The sequence below is a fragment of the Agromyces sp. NPDC058110 genome (assembly GCF_042884735.1).
In the GTDB taxonomy this organism is placed as follows: Bacteria; Actinomycetota; Actinomycetes; order Actinomycetales; family Microbacteriaceae; genus Agromyces.
In genome coordinates this window covers 817,850-841,170 of sequence record NZ_JBHVTI010000001.1, presented here as the reverse complement: position 1 = coordinate 841,170, position 23,321 = coordinate 817,850, and the positions used below count along the sequence as shown (strand labels likewise).

Genomic DNA, 23,321 nt, shown 5'->3' with positions numbered 1-23,321 from the left:
ATTCCCCCCCCTGGTTCCCGCCCCCGCCTGGGGGGTTTGTTGAGCCCGGGGGGGGGGGGGGGGGCCCCCCCCGGGGGGGGGCCCCCCCCGCCGGCTCAGACGGGCAGGCGTGCCGGGAGCGCTCCCGCCCGGTCGAAGAGCCGCTCGAACACCACGCCGCGGTCGAACTGCAGGGCGTAGGCTCGCGCAGCGGTCGCGCGCTCGGCCCGTTCGGTCGGCGTGAGCGCGAGGGCGGCGTCGATGGCCGCGGCGATCGCGTCGGGGTCGTCGACGGGCACGATCGCCGCGTGGTCGCCGACGGCCTCGATGATGCCGCCCGTGTCGGTCGTGATCACGGCGCCGCCGCCGGCGAGCATCTGCTCGGCGAGGGCGATGCCGAAGGTCTCGACGAACTCGGGTCGCGGCTTGCTGGGCAGCACGTACGCCGCGCAGCCGGCCATGAGATAGGGCTTCTCGGCGTCGTCGACGTCGTCGAAGAACACGATCCGGTCGGCGACGGGGGAGGCCGCGGCGAATGCGCGGAGCGCCTGCTCCTCGGGTCCGCGGCCCACGACCACCAGCTTCAGCCGCTCGTTCGCCGCCGTGCGCTCGAATCCCGTGATGAGGTCGTCGACACCCTTCGCCTTCGTCAGCCGTGAGAGGAACAGCACGTAGCCGTCGCGGTCGAGCTCGCGCATCGCGAGCGTCGCCTCGACGACCGCCGGATCGAGGTCGACGTACGCGGAGGTGTCGATCGCGGGGTACGAGATGTCGATGCGCTGGCGGCACTGCTCCGCGAACGCCGTGCCGTGCACGGCGTCGATCTCGGCCGCGGACGAGACGATGAGGTCGCGCGTGTACTCCGAGACGGCCACGCAGTGATCCTGCGAGAGGTAGCTCGAGAGCACGTGCGCGGCCGCGCCGAACCGGCCCTCCTCGACGCACGAGCGCACGACGTTCGTGACATCCGACCCGACGGCCTCGGCGATCGTCGTCACGTTGACGGGGAGCCCCGTGTTCCACGCGGCGCGCACGGCGTCGGCGACGGCGATCGTGTGGGGGCTCAGGTAGAGCGAGAGGCAGACGGTCGGCACGCCGTCGGTGAACAGCTCGATGAGCCGACCAGTGATGCCCGCGAGGTATCGGCCGTCAGGCACCTTGTAGTCGCCGACCGGGTCGGGGCGCTCGACGAAGATGCCCTCGCTGTAGGGCAGCATCGTGTCGAGCGGTTTCAGCGGCAGTCCGGTGGCCTCGAGGCGGTCGATCGGCCAGGTGATGATGCGAACCTCGTCGAAGCCGCGCTCGATCGCGGCCTCGGCGAGATTGCGGCCCTCGACCGAGTGCCCGCAGATGACGGGGTCGGCGCGGTTGACGATGACGAGGCGGTTGCGTGGCTTGCTGCTCATGACGGTTCCTTTCAGCGCTGGCGGTCGTGCCGGGTCATCCGCTCGGGGTCGACGGCGGTCGGGCGCTCGTGCCCCACGCGCCGGGCTCCGGCCCGAGCGCGACGAGTAATCGGCCGCCGCGGTGCACCTCGTCGCCGCGGAGCCAGGTGCGATCGATCGGGTCGCCGTTCAGGTGCACCGACTGCACGTACTGCGGCGGGCCGTCGTGGCCGGGCTCGACGAATCCCGTCGTCTCGATCGCCAGATCGCCGCCGCTCATCGCGATGCGGCTCTCGGCGTGCGCCGGCGCGTTCACGAGGAACAGGTTCTGCCCGGCGACGGGGAAGAGTCCGAGCGAGGCCCAGACGTACCACGAGCTCAGGCCGCCGGAGTCGTCGTTGCCCGGCAGGCCGCCGCGACCTATGCCGAACTGCTGCTGCACCGCGGCATGCACCACCTCGGCGGTGCGATCGGGGCGTCCGGCGTAGTGGTACGCCCACGGGGCGTCCATGTCGGGCTCGTTGTTCATGCCTTCGAACCTGCCGAGCGCGTAGCCGGCCGTGAGCTCGTCGAGGTCGGGCCTGACGCCGGGCTGGCGCACCGGTTCGGCGCCGAAGCCGAAGAAGCGGTCGAGCATGTCGACGAACCGCTCGTCGCCGCCCGCGAGGTCGATGCGCCCGCGCATGTCGTGCAGGAGGCGGAACGAGTAGTTGTACCGGCTGCCCTCGTAGAACGTCGAGTCGACGAGCAGGCCCGTCTCGGGGTCGAACGCGTTGCGCCACCGAGCGGAGAGGCCGACGAACTGCTTGGCGAGTGCACGGTCGCCGACCCGTTCGGCCACCTTCGACGTGCACCAGTACCCGAACGCGAGGTCGAGCGTGTGGCTGATCGGATGCGCGTGCCCGCGCAGCAGGAAGTCCTCGCCGTAGGTGCGGCGGAGGTCGGCGTGCATGTGCACGAGCGCCCAGTCCCAGTCGACGCCGGGCAGGTCGAGCTGGCACAGGTCGGCGAGGAAGGTCTGCGCGAGCGCGCTGCCCTGCCGGGAGAACCGGTCGCTGCCGCGCGCCATGCGGTAGCCGATCGGGAAGTTGCCCTCCTCCTCGCAGATCGTCAGCAGCGCCGTGCCGAGTTCGATCGCGCGCTCGGGCATGAGCGCGGTGATGAGCGGCAACTGGGTGCGGTAGATGTCCCACATGGTCGACAGGTCGAACACGAACGGGCCGTCGGCGGGCCAGAACGGGCTCTCCTCCGGGGCGAGGCACGGCTTGATGAGCGAGTGGTAGAGCGCCGTCGAGAACACCGTGTCGCGCTCGGCGCTCGGCGCGTCGACCGTGATCGACTTCAGCTGCCGACGCCAGGTCTTGCGCGTGCGCTCGCGCCTCGGGGTGAACCTCGAGTGCCCCTCGCCGCAGTCGGCCCGCAGGTTCGCCTTCGCCTGCTCGACGCCGCGCAGCGAGAAGCCGATGCGCACCTCGATCGACTGCCCCGGTTCGCTCGGCCCGGCCCACATGAGGCCGAACGGTCGCAGGGTCGTCGGTCGGATGTGGTCGAACGCGAGTCGCGTGCCGCCCGGCATCAATCGTCGGTCGTACCAGAGCATCTGCCGCCACGCACTCGCGTCGCACTCGATGTAGACCGCGAGCGGCGTGCCCTCGACGACGATCTCGCCCTGCGCGACGCCCGGCGCGATGGACTCGAGCTTCGCCCGCAGCGGGATGGTCTCGCCGTACGGGATGCCGAGGCCCCCGAGCGAGAAGTCGATCACGACGCGGGCGTTGCGATGCCGCGGGAACGTGTACCGGTGCACCGCGCTCTTGGGCCCCACCGTCAGTTCGGCCCGGATGCCGTTCTCGAGGGTCGCCTGGTAGTACCCGGGCTCCGCCGCTTCGTCGACGATGTCCCACTGCCGGCCGAGCTCGTCGAGCGGCTCGATCATGGGCGTCACGCGGAAGTAGTTGTAGTACTTGCGGATCGCCCCCGTGCCCGACTGCTGGAAGTGCGTGAACCCGGATGCCACGGGCCGGTCGTGCAACTCGACCGGCAGGCCCTCGGTGCCGAGGTCGTAGCGCCCGTACCCCGTGGGATAGGCGCCCGAGTACGCGCACGCCGACACCATGCCGAGCGGGTAGGCGGCACCCGGATGCGTGTTGCCGACCTGCGGCTTCGGCCACCACCAGGTGGCCGCGAGCCCCGTCTGCGGCGGGAGCGCCGTGGCCTCGGTTCCGATGAACGGATCGACGCGCCCGATCACGTCGGGTTCCCCCGCCCGCCCTGCATCATCGGTGACGCCGGTCGGGCCTCGGTCGCGTGCATCGTGGCCATGCAGGGACGCTACGTGCTCCGCGCTCGCCGTAGGTTACGGGCCGATGAACGATGACGGGCGGGCCCGCGGCATCCGTTCGCGACGGAATCCGCTCCGCGAAGGCATCGGATGCCCCGGGCCGCCCGGGTCGGGAATGACAGGGTGCGCCCGCTGTTGTAGTCTGTAAGGCCGCGCAACCTTCGGGTCGGGCGGCATTGGAAACTCCACAGCGTGCGACAACGGCCCGTCAGCCGGTTCTTCCGGCGGCGCGACATGGGGATGATCGGTTTCGACATCGTCTGTGTACCCACGAGAAGCGGGCCGAGGATCCAGGGTTATCTCGTAAACGATCTCTGGAAAAAATAACTGCCAATAAGACGCAGTCCGACTTCGCCCTCGCTGCTTAAGCGAGCTCGATAGTCCGTCAGCCCGGGTTCGTTTCCGCCCCGGTCGCTGGCGTCATCTAGGAAACTCGCTGCACGTCGTCGCCTGAGCGCCGTGTGGGACTTTCTTCAGGCTGGGCCTGTCGACTTAGGTGCCTGTGGCAAAGGTCGGGGCCGAGCAGAACGCTTGCACAGGATGCGCCCGGAGAAGGCGTGGAAACTCAGCGATGGACGGGGGTTCAATTCCCCCCATCTCCACCATCGGTCGTTGTCGCACGTTGCGGAACTCGTCAAGAGGCCGTCCTTCGGGCGGCCTCTTCGTCGTCTCCGGTCGCCGTCGACGCCGTCCGGATTCGCGTCAGTCTGCGGTGTCCCCTTGACAGGGGTGCCAGTTCACGGAATCGTGAGGATCGCTCTCGACGATGAGAGCGCTCTCACGAAGTGAGATGGCGAGGTTCCCCGTCGCTTCGGCGTGCGGTGGTCGATGAAGATCAATGGAGCGTGACGATGACATCCGGTGCCCGATACTCCTGGCGTCCGTGGGCGGCGGTCGCCGCGGCCGGCCTCGTGGCCGCGACCCTCTCGGCGGTGGCCGCGCCGGCCAGCGCCGACGAGTCCGACGGCCTTGCCGGAGCGACGCTCTACGTCGGTCCCTTCAGCACGACGCTCGAAGCCGCGCAGCAGCTCGGCGGGCAGGCCCGTGCCGACGCGCAACTGCTCGGCAGCATCCCCTCCGGTTCGTGGATCACGAAGGGCACGCCCGCCGAGGCGGAGGCCGCCGTCGACGCCATCGTCGACCGGTCGTCTGCTCGCGGCGAGATGCCCGTGATCGTGGTCTACAACCTGCCGTTCCGCGACTGCGCGCAGTACTCCGCGGGTGGCGCGGCCGACACGGCCGCCTACCTCGCCTGGGTCGACGGGGTCGTCGCGGGCATCGCCGGCCGTCCGGCCACGGTGATCCTCGAGCCCGACGGCGTCGGCATCATCCCGCACTACACGACCCTCGACGGCGTGCAGGAGTGGTGCCAGCCCGCCGAGCTCGACCCGGCGACGGCCGGCCCGGATCGTTTCGTGCAGCTGAACGGCGCCGTCGATCAGCTGAAGGCCGGCGCCGCGACATCCGTCTACCTCGACGGAACCGGCGCCAGCTGGCTGAACGTCGGCGAGATCTCGGATCGCCTCATCAAGGCCGGCGTGGAGCGCGCCGACGGGTTCTTCCTGAACGCGTCGAACTACCAGTTCACGGCGAACTCGACCGCCTTCGGCACGTGGGTCTCGTCGTGCATCGCCTACGCGACCGAGGTGAACCAGGCCTCGACGGCATTCGCCGACTGCGGGAACCAGTACTGGAACGGCGGGCCCGACACCGGGTGGCAGGGCACCTCGATGACGCAGTACGCCGAGTGGAGCGCGAACGCCGCAGACCTCGCGGTGAACACGAGCGGCGTCGACTCGCGCTACCGGTCGATCCTCGGCGGCGTCGAGCCGACCACCCGGTTCGTGATCGACACGAGTCGCAACGGCCTCGGACCGTGGCAGTATCCGGCCGACACGTATCCGACGCACGAGGACTGGTGCAACCCGCCCGCCCGAGGCCTGGGCGTGCAGCCGAGCACCGAGACCGGGGTTCCGCTCGTCGACGCCTATCTCTGGATCAAGGTGCCCGGCGAGTCCGACGGCAAGTGCTATCGCGGCACCGCCGGACCGCTCGATCCCGCGCGCGGCATCGAGGACCCGGCCGCCGGTCAGTGGTTCACCCAGCAGGCGCGGGAGCTCGTCTCGCTCGCGGCTCCGTCGATCTCGCCGCTCGTCTGCGATGTCTCGGTCACCGGCGCGAAGATCGGGCGCGGGTTCACCGCCGTGCTCGTGATCCAGAATCGCGGCACCACCGCGATCGAACCCTGGCGCCTCGCATGGAGCTTCGACGGCTCGCAACGCGTCACGGGAGTGCTCGGAGGCTCGTACGCGCAGCACGGCGCCGACGTGACCGTGGACGCGCCGAAGCGGCTGGCCAGGCTCGCGCCGGGCAAGAAGACGCTGCTCGTCGTCGCCGGTGTCGGCGCCGCGACCGAGCCATGGCAGTTCTCGCTGAACGGGCGCGCCTGCACCTCGAGTTGAGCTCGCCGCGCGTCATCCGCTCCGATCAGTCGGTCGGGGCGGATGCCGCGCGCAGCAGCTCGGCCGCACGCTGCACGGCCGGGTTCGTGCGCATCGTGCGCTTGACGCGCATCATGATGCGGCGGTGCGCCGCGGCATCCGTGATCGGGATCATGACGGTGCCGGGTGGCTGGGCGATCGCGCCGAGGCGGGGGAGCACGGTCACCCCGATGCCGGTCGCGACGTAGTCGAAGGCGCTGGTGTAGTCGGGCGCGTGGATGCGGAAGCGCGGGGCGAAGCCCGCCGTCGCGGCGGACGACATGACGATCTCGCGGCACGGGCCCCGGCTGTGGTCGTTGTCGACCCACGGTTCGTCGGCGAGCTCGGCGAGCGCCACGCCCGTTCGCCCGACGAGCGCGTGGGTCTCGGGCACGACGACGACGTAGCCCTCGACGCGGAGCTCTTCGAGGTCGTACGCGTCGGCGGCGCCCTCGGCGGCGGTCGGATCGCGGTCGGCGCGCACCGACTCGGCGACGTAGAGTTCGATGTCGGGGTCTCCGGTGAGCTGGCCGCGGAACTCGATCAGCGCGAGCTCGAGCCTGAGCTGCGGGAACTCGCGGGCGAGGGTGGCCACGACCTGCGGCAACCAGGCGCGGTTCGCCGACGAGAAGGTTCCGATGCGCACCGTGCCCGTTCGGCCGGTGCGCAGGTCGTCGACCGCGCCGTCGAAGTCGGCGAGGTGGTCGAGCACGCGTGCCGCGCGCTCGGCGACGGCGACGCCCGCGGCGGTGGGCACGATGCCGCGCCCGCGGCGTTCGACGAGCGTCAGCCCGGTCTCGCGCTGCAGCGCGCTCACGTGCTGGCTCACCGCGGAGGCCGTGTAGCCGAGCCGTGATGCCGCCCGGTTGATGGAACCGGTCTGCACAACGGTGCGGAAGACGCTGAGGCGGTGCGGGTCGACCATGGCCAGATACTACAGTCCTGCTACATCAATGCCAACGATCGTTCGCTTGTGCTGCATCATCAAGTCGAGCAGGCTCGAGGCATGCGCACCAGTCCCGCACCGTCGTCCGTTCCCGCACCGATGGCGGCAGCCGCCCTTCCGGCCGAGCGCACCGCGACCGGATGGCCCGTGCTCGCCGCGATGGCCGTCGTGCTCGTGCTGTGGGCCTCGGCGTTCATCGCGATCCGGTTCGTGGGCGACGCGATCTCGCCGGGGCCGCTCGCGCTCGGACGACAGCTCGTCGGCGCCGCCGCGCTCGTCGCGGTCGCCCTCATCCGCAGGCCGCCCCTGCCGCGCGGGCGCACGCTCGCGCTCATCGCGCTCTACGGCGTGCTGTGGTTCGCGGGCTACACGCTGGTGCTGAACCTCGCCGAACGCCACCTCGACGCGGGTACGGCGGCGATGCTCGTGAACATCGCGCCGCTGCTTGTGGCGGTCGCGGCGGGGGCCCTCCTCAAGGAGGGCTTCCCGCGCTCGCTCATGATCGGCATGCTCGTGGCCTTCGTCGGCGTCGTCGTCATCGCGACCGGAGGCGTCGGCGCGCACAGCGATCCGCTCGGCATCGCGCTCGGCATCCTCGCGGCCGTGCTCTACGCGCTCGGCGTGCTCGTGCAGAAGGTCGCGCTGCGCACGGCGGACGCGCTGAGCGCGACCTGGGTCGGCTGTGCGATCGGAGCGGCCGTGCTGCTCCCGTTCCTGCCGCAGGCGGTCGGCGAGTTCGCGGTCGCCCCGGCACCGGCGGTCTGGGCGACGGCCTACCTCGGGGTGTTCCCGACGGCCGTCGCGTTCCTGCTCTGGGCGTACGTGCTGAAGCGCACGCCGGCCGGGCTCACGGCGTCCGCGACGCTCGCGGTGCCCGCGATCGTGGTGCTGCTGAGCTGGCTCCTGCTCGGGGAGCTGCCGACGCTGCTCGGCATGGTCGGCGGCGCGCTGTGCCTCATCGGCGTCGCGATCAGCAGGCGGTCGCCGCGGCATCCGAAGGGCTGAACCGACCTCGCCGCCGCCGACCTCGCCGACCTCGCCGCTTCGATGCGCGGATGCCGCGGCGCCCGCCGAGCGTCAGGCCGGGTCGCGCGCGAGCATGCCGTTCTGGATGCGCTGCACGCCGCCGAACTGACCGGCGCAGACGGCACCGAGCAGCACGGCGAAGCCGGCCCACATGAACGTCTCCCAGGCAGGTGCGACGACGACCAGCGCACGGATGCCTCCGGCGGCGGCGAAGATCGCGGCGAGCCCCGCGAGAGACGACGAGATCAGGCGCGGCAGGAGGTCGGCCGAGAACCCGACGAAGCGCACGCCGAACCAGTCGCCGCGCGTCGGCGTTCGGCGGCCCTGGTGATAGGGGAGCGCCGACCAGTAGGCGGTCGCCCGCGCGAGCCTGCGTCCGGAGCGATGCAGTGCGATGAGGAGCCAGACCGCCGGCACGCCGAAGGCCGCGCCGACCAGGCCCACGAACCCGGCGAACACCAGGTCGCCGAGCGGATCGACGCCTGAGGCGAGCACCGAGACCGCGAAGCTGGCGATGAGCACTGCAACCAGTGCACCGATGGTGCCCACGAGGCCCAGCACCCATCGCGAGGTTCGGCCGTAGTCTGCGCGCGTGCGCTCGGCGGCACCGTCGGCGTCGATCGGGCGGACCTGCGCGCCGGCCTGCGCCTCCGCAGCGAGCACGTCGGGAATCGTCGTGGGCAGGATCATCCGGAACACGGGGCCGCCTCGCCACCGTTCGGGGTGGTCGGTGCCGACGGGCGCAGGCCGATCATCCGGCGAGCCGGTCGAGCGAATCCGACATCATCGTCAGGCTTCCGCTGAAGACGTAGTCGAGATCGTCGGGCAGCCCGGCCACCGCCGTCGAGAGGTCGAGCAGGGGCTCGTCGCCGCCCGCCGCGCGTGCGATGATCTCGAGGCCCTCGACCGAGTCGGGCGCGACGCCCCAGGCGGCCACGAGCACCGATTCGAGCGTCTCGGTCGAGACCGGCTCGTCGCCCGTGAAGATCACGGCGAGCGACATCATCTTGCTGAAGCCCGATTGGAAGACGATGGGACTGGCATCGACCACGCGCGGATCCGATGCGATAAGGGCGTCGGTCACCGACGACTCGAACGGCTGCGAGGTGGCGGTGACTGCCGGCGCGCCGCTCGGCCGCGGGAGGAGCGTGCAACCGCAGAGGGGGATCACCAGGAGGGCGGCGCCGGCGACGATGGCCGTCGAGCGACGGATGCGGTTCCGGGGAGCGCGGATCATCGGTGCGCCCGTCGTCCGAGGTGGGGTGCCATCGGAGGCGCATCGATCCGGCGGGGCCGGCGCGTACTCGGGTTCCGCTTCGAGCTCACGATGCGTCGACCGGCCGGAAGCGCGGCACGCGGGCGCCGTCGATCTCGATCGTCTCGGCGAACATGTCGAGCGGGCGGATCCAGACTCCGTGGTCGCCGTAGAGCGCCCGGTAGACGACGAACCACTCCTCGGTCTCGGAGTGGCGCGCGAGCTCGAGCACCTCGTACCGGTTGCCCTTGTAATGCTCGTAGAGGCCCGGCGTCACGTCGGCCGGGCCTCCCGAGTTCGCGGCGCCGGGCTCGGGGCTCATGCTCGGCCGCCGAGCCGGGGGAGCACCTCGGTGCCGAGCAGTTCGACGTGCTCCAGGTCGAGCTGGTCGACCGTCTGCAGGTAGACGCGGTCGGCGCCGAGCTCGCGCAGGCGCTCGATCTTGTCGATCGCGGCCGTCGGCGTGCCGGCGACGTTCACGTCGGCGAAGGTGTCGGGGTCGGCGTCGATCGCCGCGAGGCGTCGGAGGTAGGCCGCCTCGTCGGTCGCGACGACGGTGGGCAGCGCGACCGAGAGCTTGAGCGTCGCCGGATCGCGGTCGATCGCCTCGCAGGCCCGGCGCACGCCGTCGAACTTCGCGACGATCTCGTCTTCGCCGCGGAACCCGAGGTTGAACTCGGTCGCGTAACGCGCGGCGATCGCGGGCGTGCGCTTCGGCCCGCCGCCGCCGACGATCACCGGCACGCGCGACTGCACGGGCTTCGGCAGCGCGGGCGACCCCGTGAGCGAGTAGTGCTCGCCCGCGAAGTCGAAGGTCGATCCCTCCGGCGTCGCCCAGAGTCCGGTCACGACGGCGAGCTGCTCGTCGAGCAGACCGAACCGCCGCTCGGGGAACGGGATGCCGTACGCGGCGTGCTCCTCGGCGAACCATCCGGTGCCGAGGCCGAGCTCGGCGCGGCCGCCCGACATCTGGTCGACCTGGGCCACCTGGATCGCGAGGATGCCCGGAACGCGGTACGTGACCGACGAGACCAGCGTGCCGAGCCGGATGCGGCGGGTCTCGCGGGCGAGCCCGGCGAGGGTGGTCCACGCGTCGGTCGGGCCGGGGAGCGGATCACCGCCGCCCATGCGCAGGTAGTGGTCGGAACGGAACCAGCCGTCGAACCCGAGCCGCTCGGCCGCCTGCGCGTGCGCGAGCTGCGTGTCGTAGCTCGCGCCCTGCTGCGGTTCGGTGAACAGGCACACCTCGAAGGCGGGCCGGTCGGGGGTCGTGCCGGTCATGCGTTCCTCTCGTCTCGGGACTCGGATGCCGCGGGGTCGGCGACGATCGCGAGCACCTGCTCGTGCAGCAGTCCGTTGGTGGCCAGGGCCGACCCGTGCGCGTGGCCTGGTGCACCGTCGACCGAGGTGAACACGCCGCCGGCCTCTTCGACGATCGGCACGAGCGCGGCGAGGTCGTACTCCTTCACGTCGAACTCGCCGACGATGTCGACGAGGCCCTCGGCGAGGAGCATGTACGACCACAGGTCGCCGTACGCCCGGTCGCGCCAGACCGCCTCGCCGAGCGCGAGCAGGGCGGGCAGGCGGCCGGCGTCGCGCCACTGGGCGATGCTCTGGAAGCTGAGCGACGCGTCGGCGAGGCTCTCGACGCCGGACACGCGGATGCGACGGGCGGGGCTCTCTCCGTCGCCGTCGGTCCACGCGCCGAGGCCGCGCGCGGCCCACCAGCGGCGGCCGAGGGCGGGCATCGACGCGACGCCCACGGCGGGCGTGCCGTCGATCGCGAGCGAGATGAGCGCGCCCCACACCGGAACGCCCCGGAGGAAGTTCGAGGTGCCGTCGATCGGGTCGATGATCCACTGGCGGGACCCGCGGTCGTCGCGGCCAAACTCCTCGCCGAGGATGCCGTCGGCCGGGCGGGCCTCGGCCAGCCGGTCGCGGATCGCGCGCTCCACCGCGAGGTCGGACTCCGTCACGAACGTGCGGTCGGGCTTCGTCGAGATCGCGAGGTCCGCCGAGCGGAAGCGCTCGAGCGCGACGCGATCGGCCAGATCGGCCAGTTCGAGGGCGAGTGCCAGGTCATCGGAGAGGTCGTTGCCGGGGGAGGGAGTCGAGACGCCGTTCACCGTGACAGGCTATCGGGCGGGGCCGTGCCGCGAACCGGTCGGTGTCGCGAACCGACGCGACACGCCCGGCCGAGTGGCATCCCGGCCTCGATTCGCGATTCGCCGCGATGTGCTGCTAGAGTCATCTCTCGGTTCGGAAAGCGAAAAACAGCCCGAATCACGCACCTCTAGCTCAATCGGCAGAGCAACTGACTCTTAATCAGTGGGTTCTGGGTTCAAGTCCCAGGGGGTGCACGAACAGCCCCGATCCTCTCGCCAGGATCGGGGCTTTTCTATTTCCCGCCCTCGATCGAGGAGCGACCGAACCCAGCGACCGCGCCCAGCATTCGGGCCTGCTCGTCTGGCCGCTCGTCGGGCGGCGACCGCTCGTCCGTTCAGCCGACGAGCGTCAGGCCGATGAACGCCATCTGCGACTGCGAGTTGTCGAGGCAGGTCTGGTACAGCAGGTCGAAGCCGCCGGGGATGTCGTTCGAGTCGGCCGTCGCGCCATCGAGCACCGCGGCGATGCCCTCGACTCGATACCGCCCCGAGACCACGCCGCTCATGTCGACGATCGCCCCCGACCAGGTCGGGAATCCGGCGCCTCCGCAGTGCCAGTGCTCGCCGATGACCCTGACCCCGTACGTGCCCGAGAGGTCCACCCCGCCCGCGCACGCATCGAGTTCGGCCTGGAACCCACTGGCCCAGACGTACTCGGTCCAGTCTGCCGACGCCGGGCCGGGCGGGGCGGGTGCATCCGGGGTCCAGGTCGCGTCGGCGTCGCTTCCGCCGTCTTCGTCGTCGCGGGTTCCGATCCCTGAGGCGGATGCCGCGGCATCCGCTGCCGCCTGCGTGGCCGCAGCAGCCGCGCGTTCGGCGGCGACCCGGGCCTCCTCGGCCAGGCGGTCCTGCTCGTGCTGCCACGCGGCCACCGCCTCCTGGAGGCGTTCGATGGACTTCGCTGCGGCGGTCGCGTCCGCGTCGAGCGAGGTCGAGGCGTCGTCGAGCGTCGCGGCGAGCGACGCCGCCGAACCGGATGCCCCGACGACCGCGGCGTCCGACCCGACGGCCACGCCACCGTCGAGAGCGGCCCGCGTCGACGCCAGCGTCGAGCGCAGGCGGTCGAGGACCTCGCGGAGGTCGTCCGCCGCGTCGTCGTCGAGCGTGCGGTCGGCCGCGGCCTCGAGTGCCGCATCGGCGTCGTCCGCGGCCTCCGAGGCGTTCCGGATCGCGGCGGCGAGCCGCGACACGCGGTCGGGTGTCGCGATGATCAGCGCGCTCCGGTGCACCCGCAGGCCCCCGGCGTCTGCGGATGCGGAGGCCGCGGCAGCGGTCGAGGCCGGTATCGCCACGGCCGTGCGCCGATCGGATGCGAGCGCCGCGTCGCCGATGACGCCGACCATGCACGTGGCGACGACGACCGGGATCGCCCAGAAGCCCGAGGCACGCAGCCCGTGCCGACGCCGGAACACGCGGCCCCGAACGTTCCCTGAATCGCTCACCCTTGCCATCCCCCCGAATGGAAAGGGGGTGCGCCCGGCCCGGGAACGGGCTGCGACGACTCCCCCAAGTCGTGGGGCCCACGCTAGTGCACCCGTGAGGGCGTGGTCGAGGACCCGCCGCAGCGTGTTCGGGCGAAGGTCGCGCAGCGCTCCGAGCCGTGCCGACCGGGCTCAGGCCCGCTGGCCGCCTCTCGCCCGACGACGGATCGTTGCGGTCGCCGTCGCACCAGCACCGAGGAGGACCGCCCCGACCGCCCAGGCGAGCCACGGCGAACCGGAGAAGCCGCTCTCGGCGAGGTCGCCGCTGGGTGCCGGCGTCGGATTCGGGGTCGGGGTCGGCGTCGGAACGGGCAGGTTCGCGGTGTTCGCCAGGCCGATCTCGACGGTGGTGCCCGTCGTCGGCACGAACGTGACCCAGCCGTCGGCGTCGGGCTCGAGCACGGTGCCGTCGACCGTCCACGTCGGCGTGCCCCAGACGACGCCGGGGATCGCCGGCGGCGCAGCCTCGCGCACCGATACCGGGACGCCGGTCGGCAGCTCGTCACGGCTCACGGGAACGCCTGCCGTCACCTCGGTCGTGAGGATCGGGCCGTTGGAGATGCGGTACTCGATCGGGAACGCGGTGTCGGTCGAGACGAGGTCCGATCCGGGCCCGGTGACCGTCTTCACGGCCGAGAGGGAGCCGAAGCCGTCCATGGTGTTCGTCAGCGACAGCGACACCGTGGTGCCCGGCATCACGACGAACGTGATGTTGCCGTCGGCGTCGGGCACCTGCGTCGAGCCGTCGACCGTCCATCCGGGCGTGCCCCACTCGACGCCCGGGATCTCGGGCAGGTCGCCCTCGCGCACGGTCACCACGGTGCCTGCGGGGAGCGACGGGAACGTGATCGCCTCCGAGGCGGGGATCTCGGTCGTCTGCTCCTCGCCGCCGTCGAGCGTGTAGATGAGCGGGAACATCGTGCCGTCGGGCAGGGAGCTCGATCCGTCGCCCGCCACGGTCTTCGAGATCGCGATCCAGCCGACCGCGTCTGCGTCGTTCGTGAGCTGCACGGCGATGGTCTCGCCGCCGACCAGCGTGAAGGTGACGTCGCCGTTCGCATCGGGTTCGACGGGCACGCCGTCGACCGTCCAGACGGGCGTGCCCCAGGTGATGCCGTCGACGTCGGGGAACTCGATCTCGCCGATCGTCACGATGTCGCCTGCGGCGAGGTCGGCGACGACGGCCGGATCGTCGGGCGAGACCGTCAGGTCGATCGGATCGCCGCCGTTCACGGTGTAAGCCAAGGTGAACTCGGCCCCCGACGGCACCGCGGTGTCGCCCGAGCCGGTGAGCTGCTTCGACACGCTGAAGCCGGCCGGGATCGGGGCGGCCGCGTCGGTCACGACCAGCTCCGTCGACGGGTGCGTCGCGTCGATGACGAAGGTCGTGTCGCCGTCCCACGTGATGTCGGTCCACGCGAGGTCGGGCGGCAGCACGTCGTCATCGGGCGGGATCTCGAAGAGCGCGATCCGCGTGCCGAAGGGGAACTGCACGTCGGGCGACACCGGCGTCCCGTCTGCGCTCAGTTCGAGCACGCCGGTCGAACGGGTGCCGTCGGGGGCGAGGGCGACGTAGCGCACCCTGAACGTCGTGTCGGGGGCGAGGTCGGCGGGCGCGACCCCGTCGAGCGCCTTCGCGACCGAGAACGTCCCCTCCTCGACCGGGGTCTCGCACGGGAGGGCCCCCGCGAACAGGTACGAGTGCACCTCTCCGCCGAGGATCGTGACATCGTTCGCGATGATCTGGCCGTCCCACGGCTGGGCGGTGATCGTGAGGTTCGCATCGGGCGCGTAGATCGAGCCGTCGCCGCGACCGCCGGTGCTGATGGTGACCGCGCCGGTCACCTCCGAGAGATCCCACACGGTGTAGGGCGAGTACGTGCCCTCGGGGTCGATCGCGGGCGGCATGATCGCCGTGGTGCCCGCGGCGACGTGGATCACGAGCGGATTCAGCGGGCCGGGCGTGCCGTCGGAGAACTGGAGCAGGCTCGCACCCTCGATGTCCGCGTACTGCACCACGTTCGGCTGGTCGGGCGAGAGCGGTCCGAGCACGATGCGGTCACCGGCGTCCTCGAGGATGTCGACGGGATAGCCCACGAGCTGCGTCGGGTCGACGACGTTCGCGAAGCACTGGTCGATCTCATCCTGATTGGCGTCGGCGCTCGCCTGCACGTAGTCGGCGACGGTCGAGCGGGTGTCGGCACCGGTCTCGTACGTGAAGATGCTGCCGTCGCCTGCCGACGTCGGAGGCGGGGTCGAGTCGTCGGGGTAGTCCTGGTTCTGGGCGTCGATGAGCGGCGGGTCGTCGGTGCCGGCCGTGCGCGCATAGCGCAGCCAGTCGCCGCGGGTGAACGAGACGAACGGCGCGGTGCGGTCGACGACCTTCAGGTCGCCGACCTGGGCCGGCTCGGTGGCGCCGAGGCTGGAGATCTGCGCGCGCCCCGGGTTGTTCGCCGGATCCGACGCGTAGGCGCCGATCAGCACGCGTGTCGGGTCGCCGTCGACGGTCGGCAGCACGTACGAGCCCGTGCCGGCGATCACGTGCGCGAACTGGTACGTGGCCGAATGCGTGATGCGCAGGCGGTCGCCCACCGCGATGCTGCCCTCGAACTCGGAGTTGCCGAGCGTCGCGTTGCCCTGCGCGTAGACCGTGTAGCCGCCCGCGAGCGTCAGCGGGTTCACTGCGGAGGTTCCGGGGGCGAGCACCACGGCGCTCCGCGCAGGCAGGACCTTCGTCGTTGCGGAGGGAACGGATGCCGATGCCGAGCCGGGGATCGCCATGAATCCGACGCCGCCGGCGAGCAGCGCCGCGGCCATCGCTGCGAGAGGTGCGAACCACCGACGTGCGTGCATGCAGACTCCATCCCCGGTCCGTACGCGTCGAGCGGTCACCCGGGTCGTCGCCGGCCTCGGGTGTCGCCGTCGCTCACCTCATGAAAGCACATCCGGGTCGCCGAGGGCAGAGGGCGGCACCCTCGTCGGGGGCGGCTCAGCCGACGTTTCCGAGGGCCGCGAGCACGCGCGGCGCCGCGCCGCCGAGGTTGAACTGCTCAGCGAACCGGTCGAACGCCGCACGACGGTCGTCGTCGAGCGGGCGGATCGTCGCGTCGAACTCGCCGAGCTCGAGGTCGCGCACCACCTCGACGACCTTCGGGGCGACGTCGAGGTAATCCGCGGCATCCGAGATGCGTGCGCGCATCGTGGCGGAGAGCAGCACGGATGCATCGGCGGCCGCGGCACGGATGCCGTCGAGGTCGACGAAGTCGCGCAGCAGCGTCGCTGCGGTCTTCTCGCCGATGCCCTTGACGCCGGGCAGCCCGTCGGACGCGTCTCCGCGCAGCGCCGCGAAGTCGGCGTACTGCTGGGGGAGCACCGAGTACTTGGCCACGACGGACGCGTCGGTGAGGACCTCGAGCTTGCTCATGCCGCGCGCCGTGTAGATCACGCGAACGTCGCGCGCGTCGTCGACGAGCTGGAACAGGTCGCGATCGCCGGTGACCACGTCGACGGGCAGGGTCGACTGCGTGGCGAGGCTGCCGATGACGTCGTCGGCCTCGTGCTCCGCCGCGCCGACGATCGGGATGCCGAGGATGCCGAGCACCTCGCGGATGAGGGGGATCTGCACGACGAGCGGGTCGGGCGTCTCTTCGACGTCGGCCGCGTCGGCGACGACCTCGACGACGCGGTGGGCCTTGTAGCTCGGGATGAGCTCGACGCGCCAGGCGGGCCGCCAGTCGTCGTCCCAGCAGGCGACGAGCTGCGTCGGCTCGTAGTCGGTGACGAGCCTCGAGATGATGTCGAGCAGCCCGCGCACGGCGTTCACCGGCGTGCCGTCGGCGGCCTTCAACGAGTCGGGAACGCCGTAGAACGCGCGGAAGTAGAGCGAGGCGGTGTCGAGGAGCATCAGGCGATCGGTCACACGGCGATCCTGTCACGACCCGCCGACGGGCGGGAAGAAGCCCATCATGCGCAGGCACTCGTATCCGAAGTTCGCGAGGCAGTACAGGCCGAGCGTCGCGCCGAGCAGCGTCTCGCGGAATGAGCCGGTGTCGCCGAGCAGCGGCAGCGAGACGTGCCCGCTCGCGAGCCAGAGCCGATTGACGACCGGCGTCTCGCGCACCCGCTCGGGCGGGCGGAGCACCTGCGGCCACAGCACGCCGGGCACTCCGCCCGTGAGGAAGTCGCCGAGCAGGTGCACGACGAACCCGAGCGTCACGGCGAGCGGGAACCACGCGACCTGCTCGGGAGCGAACACGACGATCGCCGCGCCGACCGCGGCCCCGGCGGCCCACGCCGCGAACCAGGACTTCGCGAAGCCGCGCGCCTTGAGCCCGAAGCAGGTGAGCACCGCGGTGCCGACGCCCGCGCCGATCGCGATCGTGCCGTGCCCGTCGACGGGCACGGTGATGAGGGTCAGCGCCCAGGCCAGCACCATGATCACGACGACCGCGATCGCGGAGTGCGCGCCCTGCCGGTGGCCGCCCGAGAGCGTGCCGACCGTGCGGGCCATGAGCCGGCCGAGCACGGGCACCGAGTGCGAGATGGTCGCGCTGTGGTGGTCGGCATCTGGCAGCAGCGCGGCGCCCGCGGCGACGGCGGTGCCCGCGAGCACGCCGACGGGGTCGAGCGGGTACGCGCCGAGCCCGAGCACCGGCATGGTGCTCGTGACGGCGATCCAGGCGGCGGCGCCGCTCGTGGCGTGGGTGATGCCCATCATCGTGCGTACTGCTTCCGGTCGGCGCGGTGCTCGGCCGATCGGCCGTCGATCAGTCTGCCGGAGGCCCCCGACATCGTGCGAACGGACCGGCGCCCGTCGCGCGCGGGTGCGCCCCGGCATCCGTCCGGCCGCGTCGCCCTCGGCTCAGTCGTCGAAGCCGCGCGCCGTGAGGGCTTCGCCCAGGTGCTCGGCCGTGCGGAGCGCGCGCACGATCACCGGCACCGCGAGGGCGAGCAGCGAGCCCTCCGAACCCCTCGCCCGCCGCGCCTCCACGACCTCGCGCACCAGGTCGGCGAGCAGTGGCACGCAGCGGATCGTGAGCGCGAGCGCGAGCCCGACGCGGTCGGCGTCGACCCACCGCGCGAATGGCCGCAGCAGCGTCTGCATGGCGTCGAGGGTCTGGGTCACGGGCGTGGTCAGCGTGTAGAGCGCCGCGAGCGCCACGGCGATGAGCAGGCGCACCGCCATGGTCGCGGCCGCCTCCCACCCGCCGAACACGACCTGCACGGGCACGGCGAACGCGAGCACCCACACGATCGGCACGATCTGCCGCAGCGCGAGCCGCGCCGGCACGCGCGCGAGCACGAAGAGCAGCACCACGACGACGGATGCCGCGGCGAGCCAGGCCAGCGTTCCCAGGAGCGCGACCGCCGTGACGAGCACCGCGAGCACGCCGAGCTTCGCGAGCGCGGGCGTGCGGTGCACGATCGACGTGCCGGGGTGGAAGACGCCGATCACGGACGCGGCTCCGAGTTCGCGCCGCTCATGCGATCCGCGCCCGGTACGCGTCGAGGGCGATGCCCGGCACGTCGTCGGCGACCACGCGACCGCCCTCCATGACGATCACGCGATCGAAGTCCTCGAGCAGCTCGAGCTGGTGGCTGACCACGACGAGCTGCTGCTCGAGGCCGGCGAAGTGCGCCGCGATGAGGCGCGCGTTGCGCGCGTCGAGCAGGGTCGTCGGCTCGTCGGCGACGACGATCTCGGGCCGGGCGACGAGCACCGCGGCGATGGCGAGCAGCTGCTTCTGGCCGCCCGACAGCCGGTGCGCCGGACGGTCGGCGAGGTCGGTGAGCCCGAACCGCTCGAGCACGGCGTCGACGCGCGCCGCGGCATCCGCCTTCTCGAGCCGGTGCCGGCGGAGCGTGAACGCGATGTCCTCGCGCACCGTGGGCATGACGATCTGGTTGTCGGCGTTCGTGAAGACGAACCCGACCCGGCGGCGCACGTCGCGCGCCCGCCGTGAGACGTCGAGCCCGTCGACGAGCACGCGCCCGACCGTGGGAGCCACGAGCCCGTTGACCATGCGCGCGAGCGTCGACTTGCCCGAGCCGTTGGCGCCGACGATGCCGATGCGGCGCTCGCGCAGCACGAGCGAGACGTCGTCGACGACGCGCTCGTCGCCGAAGTCGTGGCTGACGCCCTCGAACACGATCTCGGTCATGCGGTCTGCTCCTGCTCGGTCGGACGTCGGGTTCCGTCGCGCGCGGTCATGCGAGCCGCTCCACGATCATCGCCACGCCCTGGCCGCCGCCGATGGAGCACGCGGCGAGCCCCGGCCGGTCGTCGTCGGCCGCCGCCATGCGCGCGGCCAGCCGCACGAGCAGCACCGCTCCGGAGGCCCCCCACGGGTGCCCGAGCGCGATGGCGCCGCCGTCGCCGCTGATCAGGCGCTCGTCGAGGCCGAGCTCGTCGCTCACGGCGAGCACCTGCGCCGCGAACGCCTCGGTGATCTCGACGAAGCCGAGGTCGCGGGCGTCGAGTCCCGCGCGGGCGAGGGCCGCCTGCGCGGCAGGAGCGGCGCCGAGCCCGGGCAGGGCGGGGTCGCCGGCGGCGACCGCCGACGCGCGGATGCGCAGGGCCGGGAGCCCGAGCCCGCGGGCGACCTGCTCGGTGGTCACCGCCATCGCGGCCGCACCGTCGGAGAACCCGCAGGAGTTGCCGGCCGTGACGGTGGCGTCGTCGTCTGGCGAGAACGCGGGGGCGAACCTGGCGAGCCGTGCACGGTCGAGGCCGGCGCGGGGCCGGTCGTCGCGGGCGACCCCGTCGACGGGCACGATCTCGCCGTCGAAGACCCCGGCCTCACGGGCGGATGCGGCGAGCCCGTGCGAGCGCGCGGCCCAGGCGTCCTGCCTGGACCGGTCGATGCCGCGCACGACGGCCAGCCGATCGGCGGCGGGACCCATGTCGGGGTCCGGAAGGCCCGGGGGAGCGAACGGCGCGCGCGAGTAGCGCTCGCCGGACCGCGGCCACGCGCGGTGCGGGGCCGTCGATGCGGACTCCGCGCCGCCCGCGAGCACGAGCCGTGCATCGCCCGACTTCACCCGCGACGCGGCCTGCAGCACGGCGTCGAGGCCCGAACCGCACTGGCGGTCGACCGTGACGCCCGGCACCTCGACGCCGAGACCGGCTCGCAGCGCGGCGACGCGGGCGACGTCGCCGCCGGGGCCCATGCAGTTGCCGAGCACGACGTCGTCGATCGGCAGGCCCGCGGGCGCGACGATCCGCGCGACCTCGGCGAGCACGGGCGCCGCGAGCGCGTCGACGGTGTGCGCGGCGAATCCACGGCCGGCGGTGCCGATCGCGGTCCGCCTGGCGGCGACGATCACGGGCAGGTCGGTCGCGGCGGTGCTCACGATGCGCTCCGATCGAGCACGACGGCGGAGGCCGTGCCGAGCGCCCCGTCGGCCAGCGCGGCGCGCAGCGCGCCGCGCGCCACCTTGCCCGCCGCCGTGAGCGGCACCGGTGCGGCGAACCAGCGTCGTGGAAGCTCCTCGGTCGGGAGCTCACGGCGTGCGGCCGAGGCGACCTCGTCGAGCGAAGCCCCGTCGGCCAGTTCGACGACCGCCACGATGCGCTCGCCGAGCAGTGCATGGGGTTCGCCGAGCACGGCGGCCGCCCGCACGCCGGCCAGGCCGTTCAGCCGCGCCTCGACCGACTCCGCGACGACGGTCGCGCCGGCGGTCGTGATGGCCGCGTCTCCGCGGCCGAGCACGACCCAGCCGCCGTCATCGGTCGGCTCCGCCAGGTCTCCCACGGTCGCGAACCCGGCCGCGTCGCGGCGCAGCATGCCTCCGCCGACCACGCCGAGCGCGAGGTACGGCGACCGGGCCCAGAGCACGTCGCCCGCGGCATCCGCCCGCACCTCGACCTCGACGCCCGGGAACGCACGCAGCGTCGCGCCGTCGCGACCGCCGAGCACGAACGAGAGCTCGGCCGCGCCGTAGTACTCGACGAGACGGATGCCGCGCGCCGACGCCCGTGCGCGGAGGGCGGGGCTGAGCGCGGCCCCCGCCACGATCGCCTTGCGTGGGACCGTGTCGCCGTCGATCACCCTCGACAGGCGAGTCGGCGTCGCGTGCATCGCCGACGCGCCCTCGAGCCGGTCGGTCGCCGTCGCGCCCAGCCAGAGCGCGTGGAGGACGCCGTAGAGGTGCATCGACACGTGCAGCGGACCCGTCACCGCGATGCGGTCGGCGTCGCCGACCTCGGCGAGCCCCGCGAGCGGCTCGGCCGACGCCAGCCACGAGTCGTTCGTGCGGGCGACCACCCGCGGCGACGCGCCCGACGACCCCGACGTGAGCAGGGCGAGCCGCGTGCCCGGCGGGAGGTGCGCGGCCACGGCGTCGGCCTCGCGCTGCGAGCCGCCGACGAGCACGGGCCTGCCGCGGTCGAGGGCGGCGAGCACGCGCGTGACGAGCGAGATGGGGTCGGTGCCGACGGGGCATCCGACCGGACCGGTGCCCGACGGCATCGCTGCGGAGCCCACCGCCCTCGCCAACGCGCCGAATCGCACGGCTTCGCCCCCGAAGTCGAGGGCGACGTCGGCGGCGGACCCGTTCAGCCAGTCGCTCATGCCGGGGCGGCGACCGGCTTCTCGCGCTTCCACGGCCACGGGCGCGGGGCGATGAGCCCGGGCCAGGCGCGGTGCACGCCCTTGGCGACCAGCACGGTGACGACGACCTTCACGAGGTCGCCCGGCAGGAACACGAGCGAGCCGGCGAACGCGACGCCGAGCGGCGTGCCCGTGATCGCGGCGAACACCGGCACGCCCACGAGGTAGATCGCGACGATGCCGCCGAGGGCGGTCCAGAGCAGGGCCGGCGCGATGCGGTACTTCGGCAGCAGGCGGGCGGTGGCCCAGCCGATGACGAGCACCCCGAGGAGCCAGCCGAGCAGGTAGCCGACCGACGGTCCGACGAACACGCCGAGGCCGCCCCGGCCGCCCGAGAGGAGCGGCAGCCCTGCCGCGACGAGCGCGATGAGCAGCAGCACCGAGAGGAACCCCTTGCGCGCGCCGAGGATGGCGCCCGCGAGCATCACGCCGAGCGTCTGGAACGTGATCGGCACGGCCGTGCCGCCGAGGTACAGCGCACCCGGCAGGCCGAGCGCGGCGATGAGGGCGGCGAAGACGGCGACCTGCGTGAGGTCGGTCGCGGTGCCGCGACGCCTCGGGCGCCGTGCGCCGTCCTCGTGGTGGGCGGCGTCGTTCGTGGTGGGCTCGGCGGCGGTCATCGTCGGCTCCCGGAGTCGTGACGGACGCGGGCTGGTGGCCCGCTCGGGCCGGATGGCCCGCTCCTCACGCTAGGCAGAACCGTCGGGCCGCCGCTCCGATCGCCGTACAAGAATCCGGGTCGGAATTTGGACCGGCACGGTCGCGTCGGCCTCGAGGACCGCGCGCACAGGGCTCCGCACGGACAGGGGCGCCGAGCGCGGACCGGGCGCCCGCGCGCATCAGGCCATGCAGATCAGGCGGCGCGGACCTCGAACCCGTGCTCGGCGTAGGCGGGCGACTCGTCGACCGTCTCGGCCGCGGCATCCGTCGTCTCGTCGGCGGTGGGCTCGGCCCACACCACGAGGGGAGCGGGCTCCCAGCTGAGCGCGAGCGGCTCGGCCTCGGCGGGCACCACCACGGCGACCGCGTCGCGCTCGTCGAGCACCGCGCGGGTGAGGTCGGCGGAGATCTGGTGCGTGATCACGGCATCGAAGATGTGGTCGGTGTCGCCCTCGGCACGGCGCACGAGCGACCACGGGCCGTTCGGACCGATGAACTCCGAGAGCTTCGCGTTCAGCAGCTCGAAGAGGTGCTCGCCACGGAGGTCGGCCGCGGTAGGGCGCGGCGGCTTTGCGACGGCGTGCGCGGATGCCTGTGCGGCGAGCCTCGCTCTGCGCCAACGGCGGAACATCGGTGGCCCCTCTCGTGGGAACGGTGGCCGCACGGTTCGGGCCGTGCGGAACTGCATCCAGTTTCAGCCAGGAGGCGGGCGGGATGCCGCTGAACACGCCGCAAGCGGCGCGATCCCCGATGCTACTCCTCGGTCAGCTCGCCTTCGCGCGCCTCTTCGGCGACCGTGCCGATCGCGATGGCCAGGCTCGCCGCCCACGAGACCCACATGAGCAGCAGGCGCCAGTCGCGGGGACCGGAGGCGGTGGCGCGCACGACCCCGAGTCCGCTGATGATCGCTCCGAGGACGGCTCCGCTGAAGAGGTACTTGCGCATGGCACCACGCTACCGGGCGGAGGCATCCGTGGCGAGGCATCCGGCT

21 protein-coding genes, 1 tRNA gene and 1 other RNA gene are annotated in these 23,321 nt (G+C 72.5%); 4 read left to right on the top strand and 19 right to left on the bottom strand.

Annotation, left to right across the window (positions count from 1 at the left end; translation table 11 throughout):
* Nucleotides 1-95: 95 nt before the first annotated feature.
* On the bottom strand, nucleotides 96-1,385 hold the full coding sequence (locus tag ACFVS8_RS04005) for a glycosyltransferase (protein ID WP_387057817.1): 1,290 nt from the start codon (nucleotides 1,383-1,385) through the stop codon (nucleotides 96-98).
* A 34-nt stretch (nucleotides 1,386-1,419) separates the two neighbouring features.
* Nucleotides 1,420-3,615 (bottom strand): glycoside hydrolase domain-containing protein, encoded by a 2,196-nt coding sequence (locus ACFVS8_RS04000; protein ID WP_387057814.1) that lies wholly within the window; start codon nucleotides 3,613-3,615, stop codon nucleotides 1,420-1,422.
* Nucleotides 3,616-3,941: 326 nt separating this feature from the next.
* On the opposite strand from ACFVS8_RS04000, the gene ssrA reads away from it, so the two are divergent.
* Together ssrA and ACFVS8_RS03990 are read left to right on the top strand one after the other, a co-directional pair.
* Nucleotides 3,942-4,310: a transfer-messenger RNA gene (gene ssrA, locus ACFVS8_RS03995) on the top strand.
* 246 nt (nucleotides 4,311-4,556) lie between these two features.
* On the top strand, nucleotides 4,557-6,167 hold the full coding sequence (locus tag ACFVS8_RS03990) for a glycoside hydrolase family 6 protein (protein WP_387058185.1): 1,611 nt from the start codon (nucleotides 4,557-4,559) through the stop codon (nucleotides 6,165-6,167).
* Between the two features lie 25 nt (nucleotides 6,168-6,192).
* Here the strand turns inward: ACFVS8_RS03990 and ACFVS8_RS03985 are convergent, their stop codons facing one another.
* Entirely contained in the window at nucleotides 6,193-7,110 is a 918-nt protein-coding gene (locus tag ACFVS8_RS03985; RefSeq protein ID WP_387057811.1) for a LysR family transcriptional regulator, read from the bottom strand.
* Nucleotides 7,111-7,191: 81 nt separating this feature from the next.
* Between ACFVS8_RS03985 and ACFVS8_RS03980 the strand changes: the two genes are divergently transcribed.
* Nucleotides 7,192-8,136 carry a DMT family transporter gene (locus ACFVS8_RS03980; RefSeq protein ID WP_387057809.1) on the top strand — a complete coding sequence of 315 codons (945 nt, stop codon included), beginning with the start codon at nucleotides 7,192-7,194 and terminating at the stop codon, nucleotides 8,134-8,136.
* Between the two features lie 72 nt (nucleotides 8,137-8,208).
* On the opposite strand, the gene ACFVS8_RS03975 is transcribed toward ACFVS8_RS03980, so the two are convergent.
* From ACFVS8_RS03975 to ACFVS8_RS03955, 5 genes are all read right to left on the bottom strand, one after another.
* Nucleotides 8,209-8,856 (bottom strand): hypothetical protein, encoded by a 648-nt coding sequence (locus ACFVS8_RS03975; protein ID WP_387057806.1) that lies wholly within the window; start codon nucleotides 8,854-8,856, stop codon nucleotides 8,209-8,211.
* Nucleotides 8,857-8,908: 52 nt separating this feature from the next.
* Nucleotides 8,909-9,208, bottom strand: a complete 300-nt coding sequence (locus tag ACFVS8_RS03970) for a hypothetical protein (protein WP_387057803.1) — start codon at nucleotides 9,206-9,208, stop codon at nucleotides 8,909-8,911.
* 271 nt (nucleotides 9,209-9,479) lie between these two features.
* On the bottom strand, nucleotides 9,480-9,734 hold the full coding sequence (locus ACFVS8_RS03965) for a DUF1653 domain-containing protein (RefSeq protein ID WP_387057800.1): 255 nt from the start codon (nucleotides 9,732-9,734) through the stop codon (nucleotides 9,480-9,482).
* A complete protein-coding gene (locus ACFVS8_RS03960) occupies nucleotides 9,731-10,693 on the bottom strand; it encodes an LLM class F420-dependent oxidoreductase (RefSeq protein ID WP_387057797.1) in 963 nt (320 codons plus the stop codon). The genes ACFVS8_RS03965 and ACFVS8_RS03960 overlap by 4 nt, the downstream gene beginning before the upstream one ends.
* Complete coding sequence (locus ACFVS8_RS03955; protein ID WP_387057794.1) at nucleotides 10,690-11,538, bottom strand: inositol monophosphatase family protein; 849 nt, start codon at nucleotides 11,536-11,538, stop codon at nucleotides 10,690-10,692. Before ACFVS8_RS03955 ends, ACFVS8_RS03960 begins: the two co-directional genes overlap by 4 nt.
* A gap of 161 nt (nucleotides 11,539-11,699) precedes the next feature.
* Between ACFVS8_RS03955 and ACFVS8_RS03950 the strand changes: the two genes are divergently transcribed.
* Nucleotides 11,700-11,772: transfer RNA gene (locus tag ACFVS8_RS03950), tRNA-Lys, on the top strand.
* 140 nt (nucleotides 11,773-11,912) lie between these two features.
* Here the strand turns inward: ACFVS8_RS03950 and ACFVS8_RS03945 are convergent.
* The 11 genes from ACFVS8_RS03945 to ACFVS8_RS03895 form a co-directional block, all read right to left on the bottom strand.
* Nucleotides 11,913-13,019, bottom strand: coding sequence for a hypothetical protein (locus ACFVS8_RS03945; RefSeq protein WP_387057791.1), 1,107 nt, complete (start codon nucleotides 13,017-13,019; stop codon nucleotides 11,913-11,915).
* Between the two features lie 171 nt (nucleotides 13,020-13,190).
* Nucleotides 13,191-15,911, bottom strand: a complete 2,721-nt coding sequence (locus tag ACFVS8_RS03940; protein ID WP_387057788.1) for a collagen-binding domain-containing protein — start codon at nucleotides 15,909-15,911, stop codon at nucleotides 13,191-13,193.
* 136 nt (nucleotides 15,912-16,047) lie between these two features.
* Nucleotides 16,048-16,977 carry a 5'-3' exonuclease H3TH domain-containing protein gene (locus tag ACFVS8_RS03935; RefSeq protein ID WP_387057785.1) on the bottom strand — a complete coding sequence of 310 codons (930 nt, stop codon included), beginning with the start codon at nucleotides 16,975-16,977 and terminating at the stop codon, nucleotides 16,048-16,050.
* A gap of 12 nt (nucleotides 16,978-16,989) precedes the next feature.
* Nucleotides 16,990-17,775: a metal-dependent hydrolase gene (locus ACFVS8_RS03930; protein WP_387057782.1), complete on the bottom strand. Its 786-nt coding sequence runs from the start codon at nucleotides 17,773-17,775 to the stop codon at nucleotides 16,990-16,992.
* Nucleotides 17,776-17,919: 144 nt separating this feature from the next.
* On the bottom strand, nucleotides 17,920-18,513 hold the full coding sequence (locus tag ACFVS8_RS03925; protein ID WP_387057779.1) for an energy-coupling factor transporter transmembrane component T family protein: 594 nt from the start codon (nucleotides 18,511-18,513) through the stop codon (nucleotides 17,920-17,922).
* A 25-nt stretch (nucleotides 18,514-18,538) separates the two neighbouring features.
* Entirely contained in the window at nucleotides 18,539-19,219 is a 681-nt protein-coding gene (locus ACFVS8_RS03920) for an energy-coupling factor ABC transporter ATP-binding protein (RefSeq protein WP_387057776.1), read from the bottom strand.
* A gap of 46 nt (nucleotides 19,220-19,265) precedes the next feature.
* Entirely contained in the window at nucleotides 19,266-20,411 is a 1,146-nt protein-coding gene (locus tag ACFVS8_RS03915; RefSeq protein WP_387057773.1) for a thiolase family protein, read from the bottom strand.
* Complete coding sequence (locus tag ACFVS8_RS03910) at nucleotides 20,408-21,631, bottom strand: long-chain fatty acid--CoA ligase (protein WP_387057770.1); 1,224 nt, start codon at nucleotides 21,629-21,631, stop codon at nucleotides 20,408-20,410. Before ACFVS8_RS03910 ends, ACFVS8_RS03915 begins: the two co-directional genes overlap by 4 nt.
* Nucleotides 21,628-22,290, bottom strand: coding sequence for a biotin transporter BioY (locus tag ACFVS8_RS03905; RefSeq protein ID WP_387057767.1), 663 nt, complete (start codon nucleotides 22,288-22,290; stop codon nucleotides 21,628-21,630). Before ACFVS8_RS03905 ends, ACFVS8_RS03910 begins: the two co-directional genes overlap by 4 nt.
* 233 nt (nucleotides 22,291-22,523) lie before the next feature.
* Nucleotides 22,524-22,961 carry a hypothetical protein gene (locus ACFVS8_RS03900; protein WP_387057764.1) on the bottom strand — a complete coding sequence of 146 codons (438 nt, stop codon included), beginning with the start codon at nucleotides 22,959-22,961 and terminating at the stop codon, nucleotides 22,524-22,526.
* 122 nt (nucleotides 22,962-23,083) lie between these two features.
* Nucleotides 23,084-23,275, bottom strand: coding sequence for a hypothetical protein (locus tag ACFVS8_RS03895; protein WP_387057761.1), 192 nt, complete (start codon nucleotides 23,273-23,275; stop codon nucleotides 23,084-23,086).
* Nucleotides 23,276-23,321 lie beyond the last annotated feature (46 nt).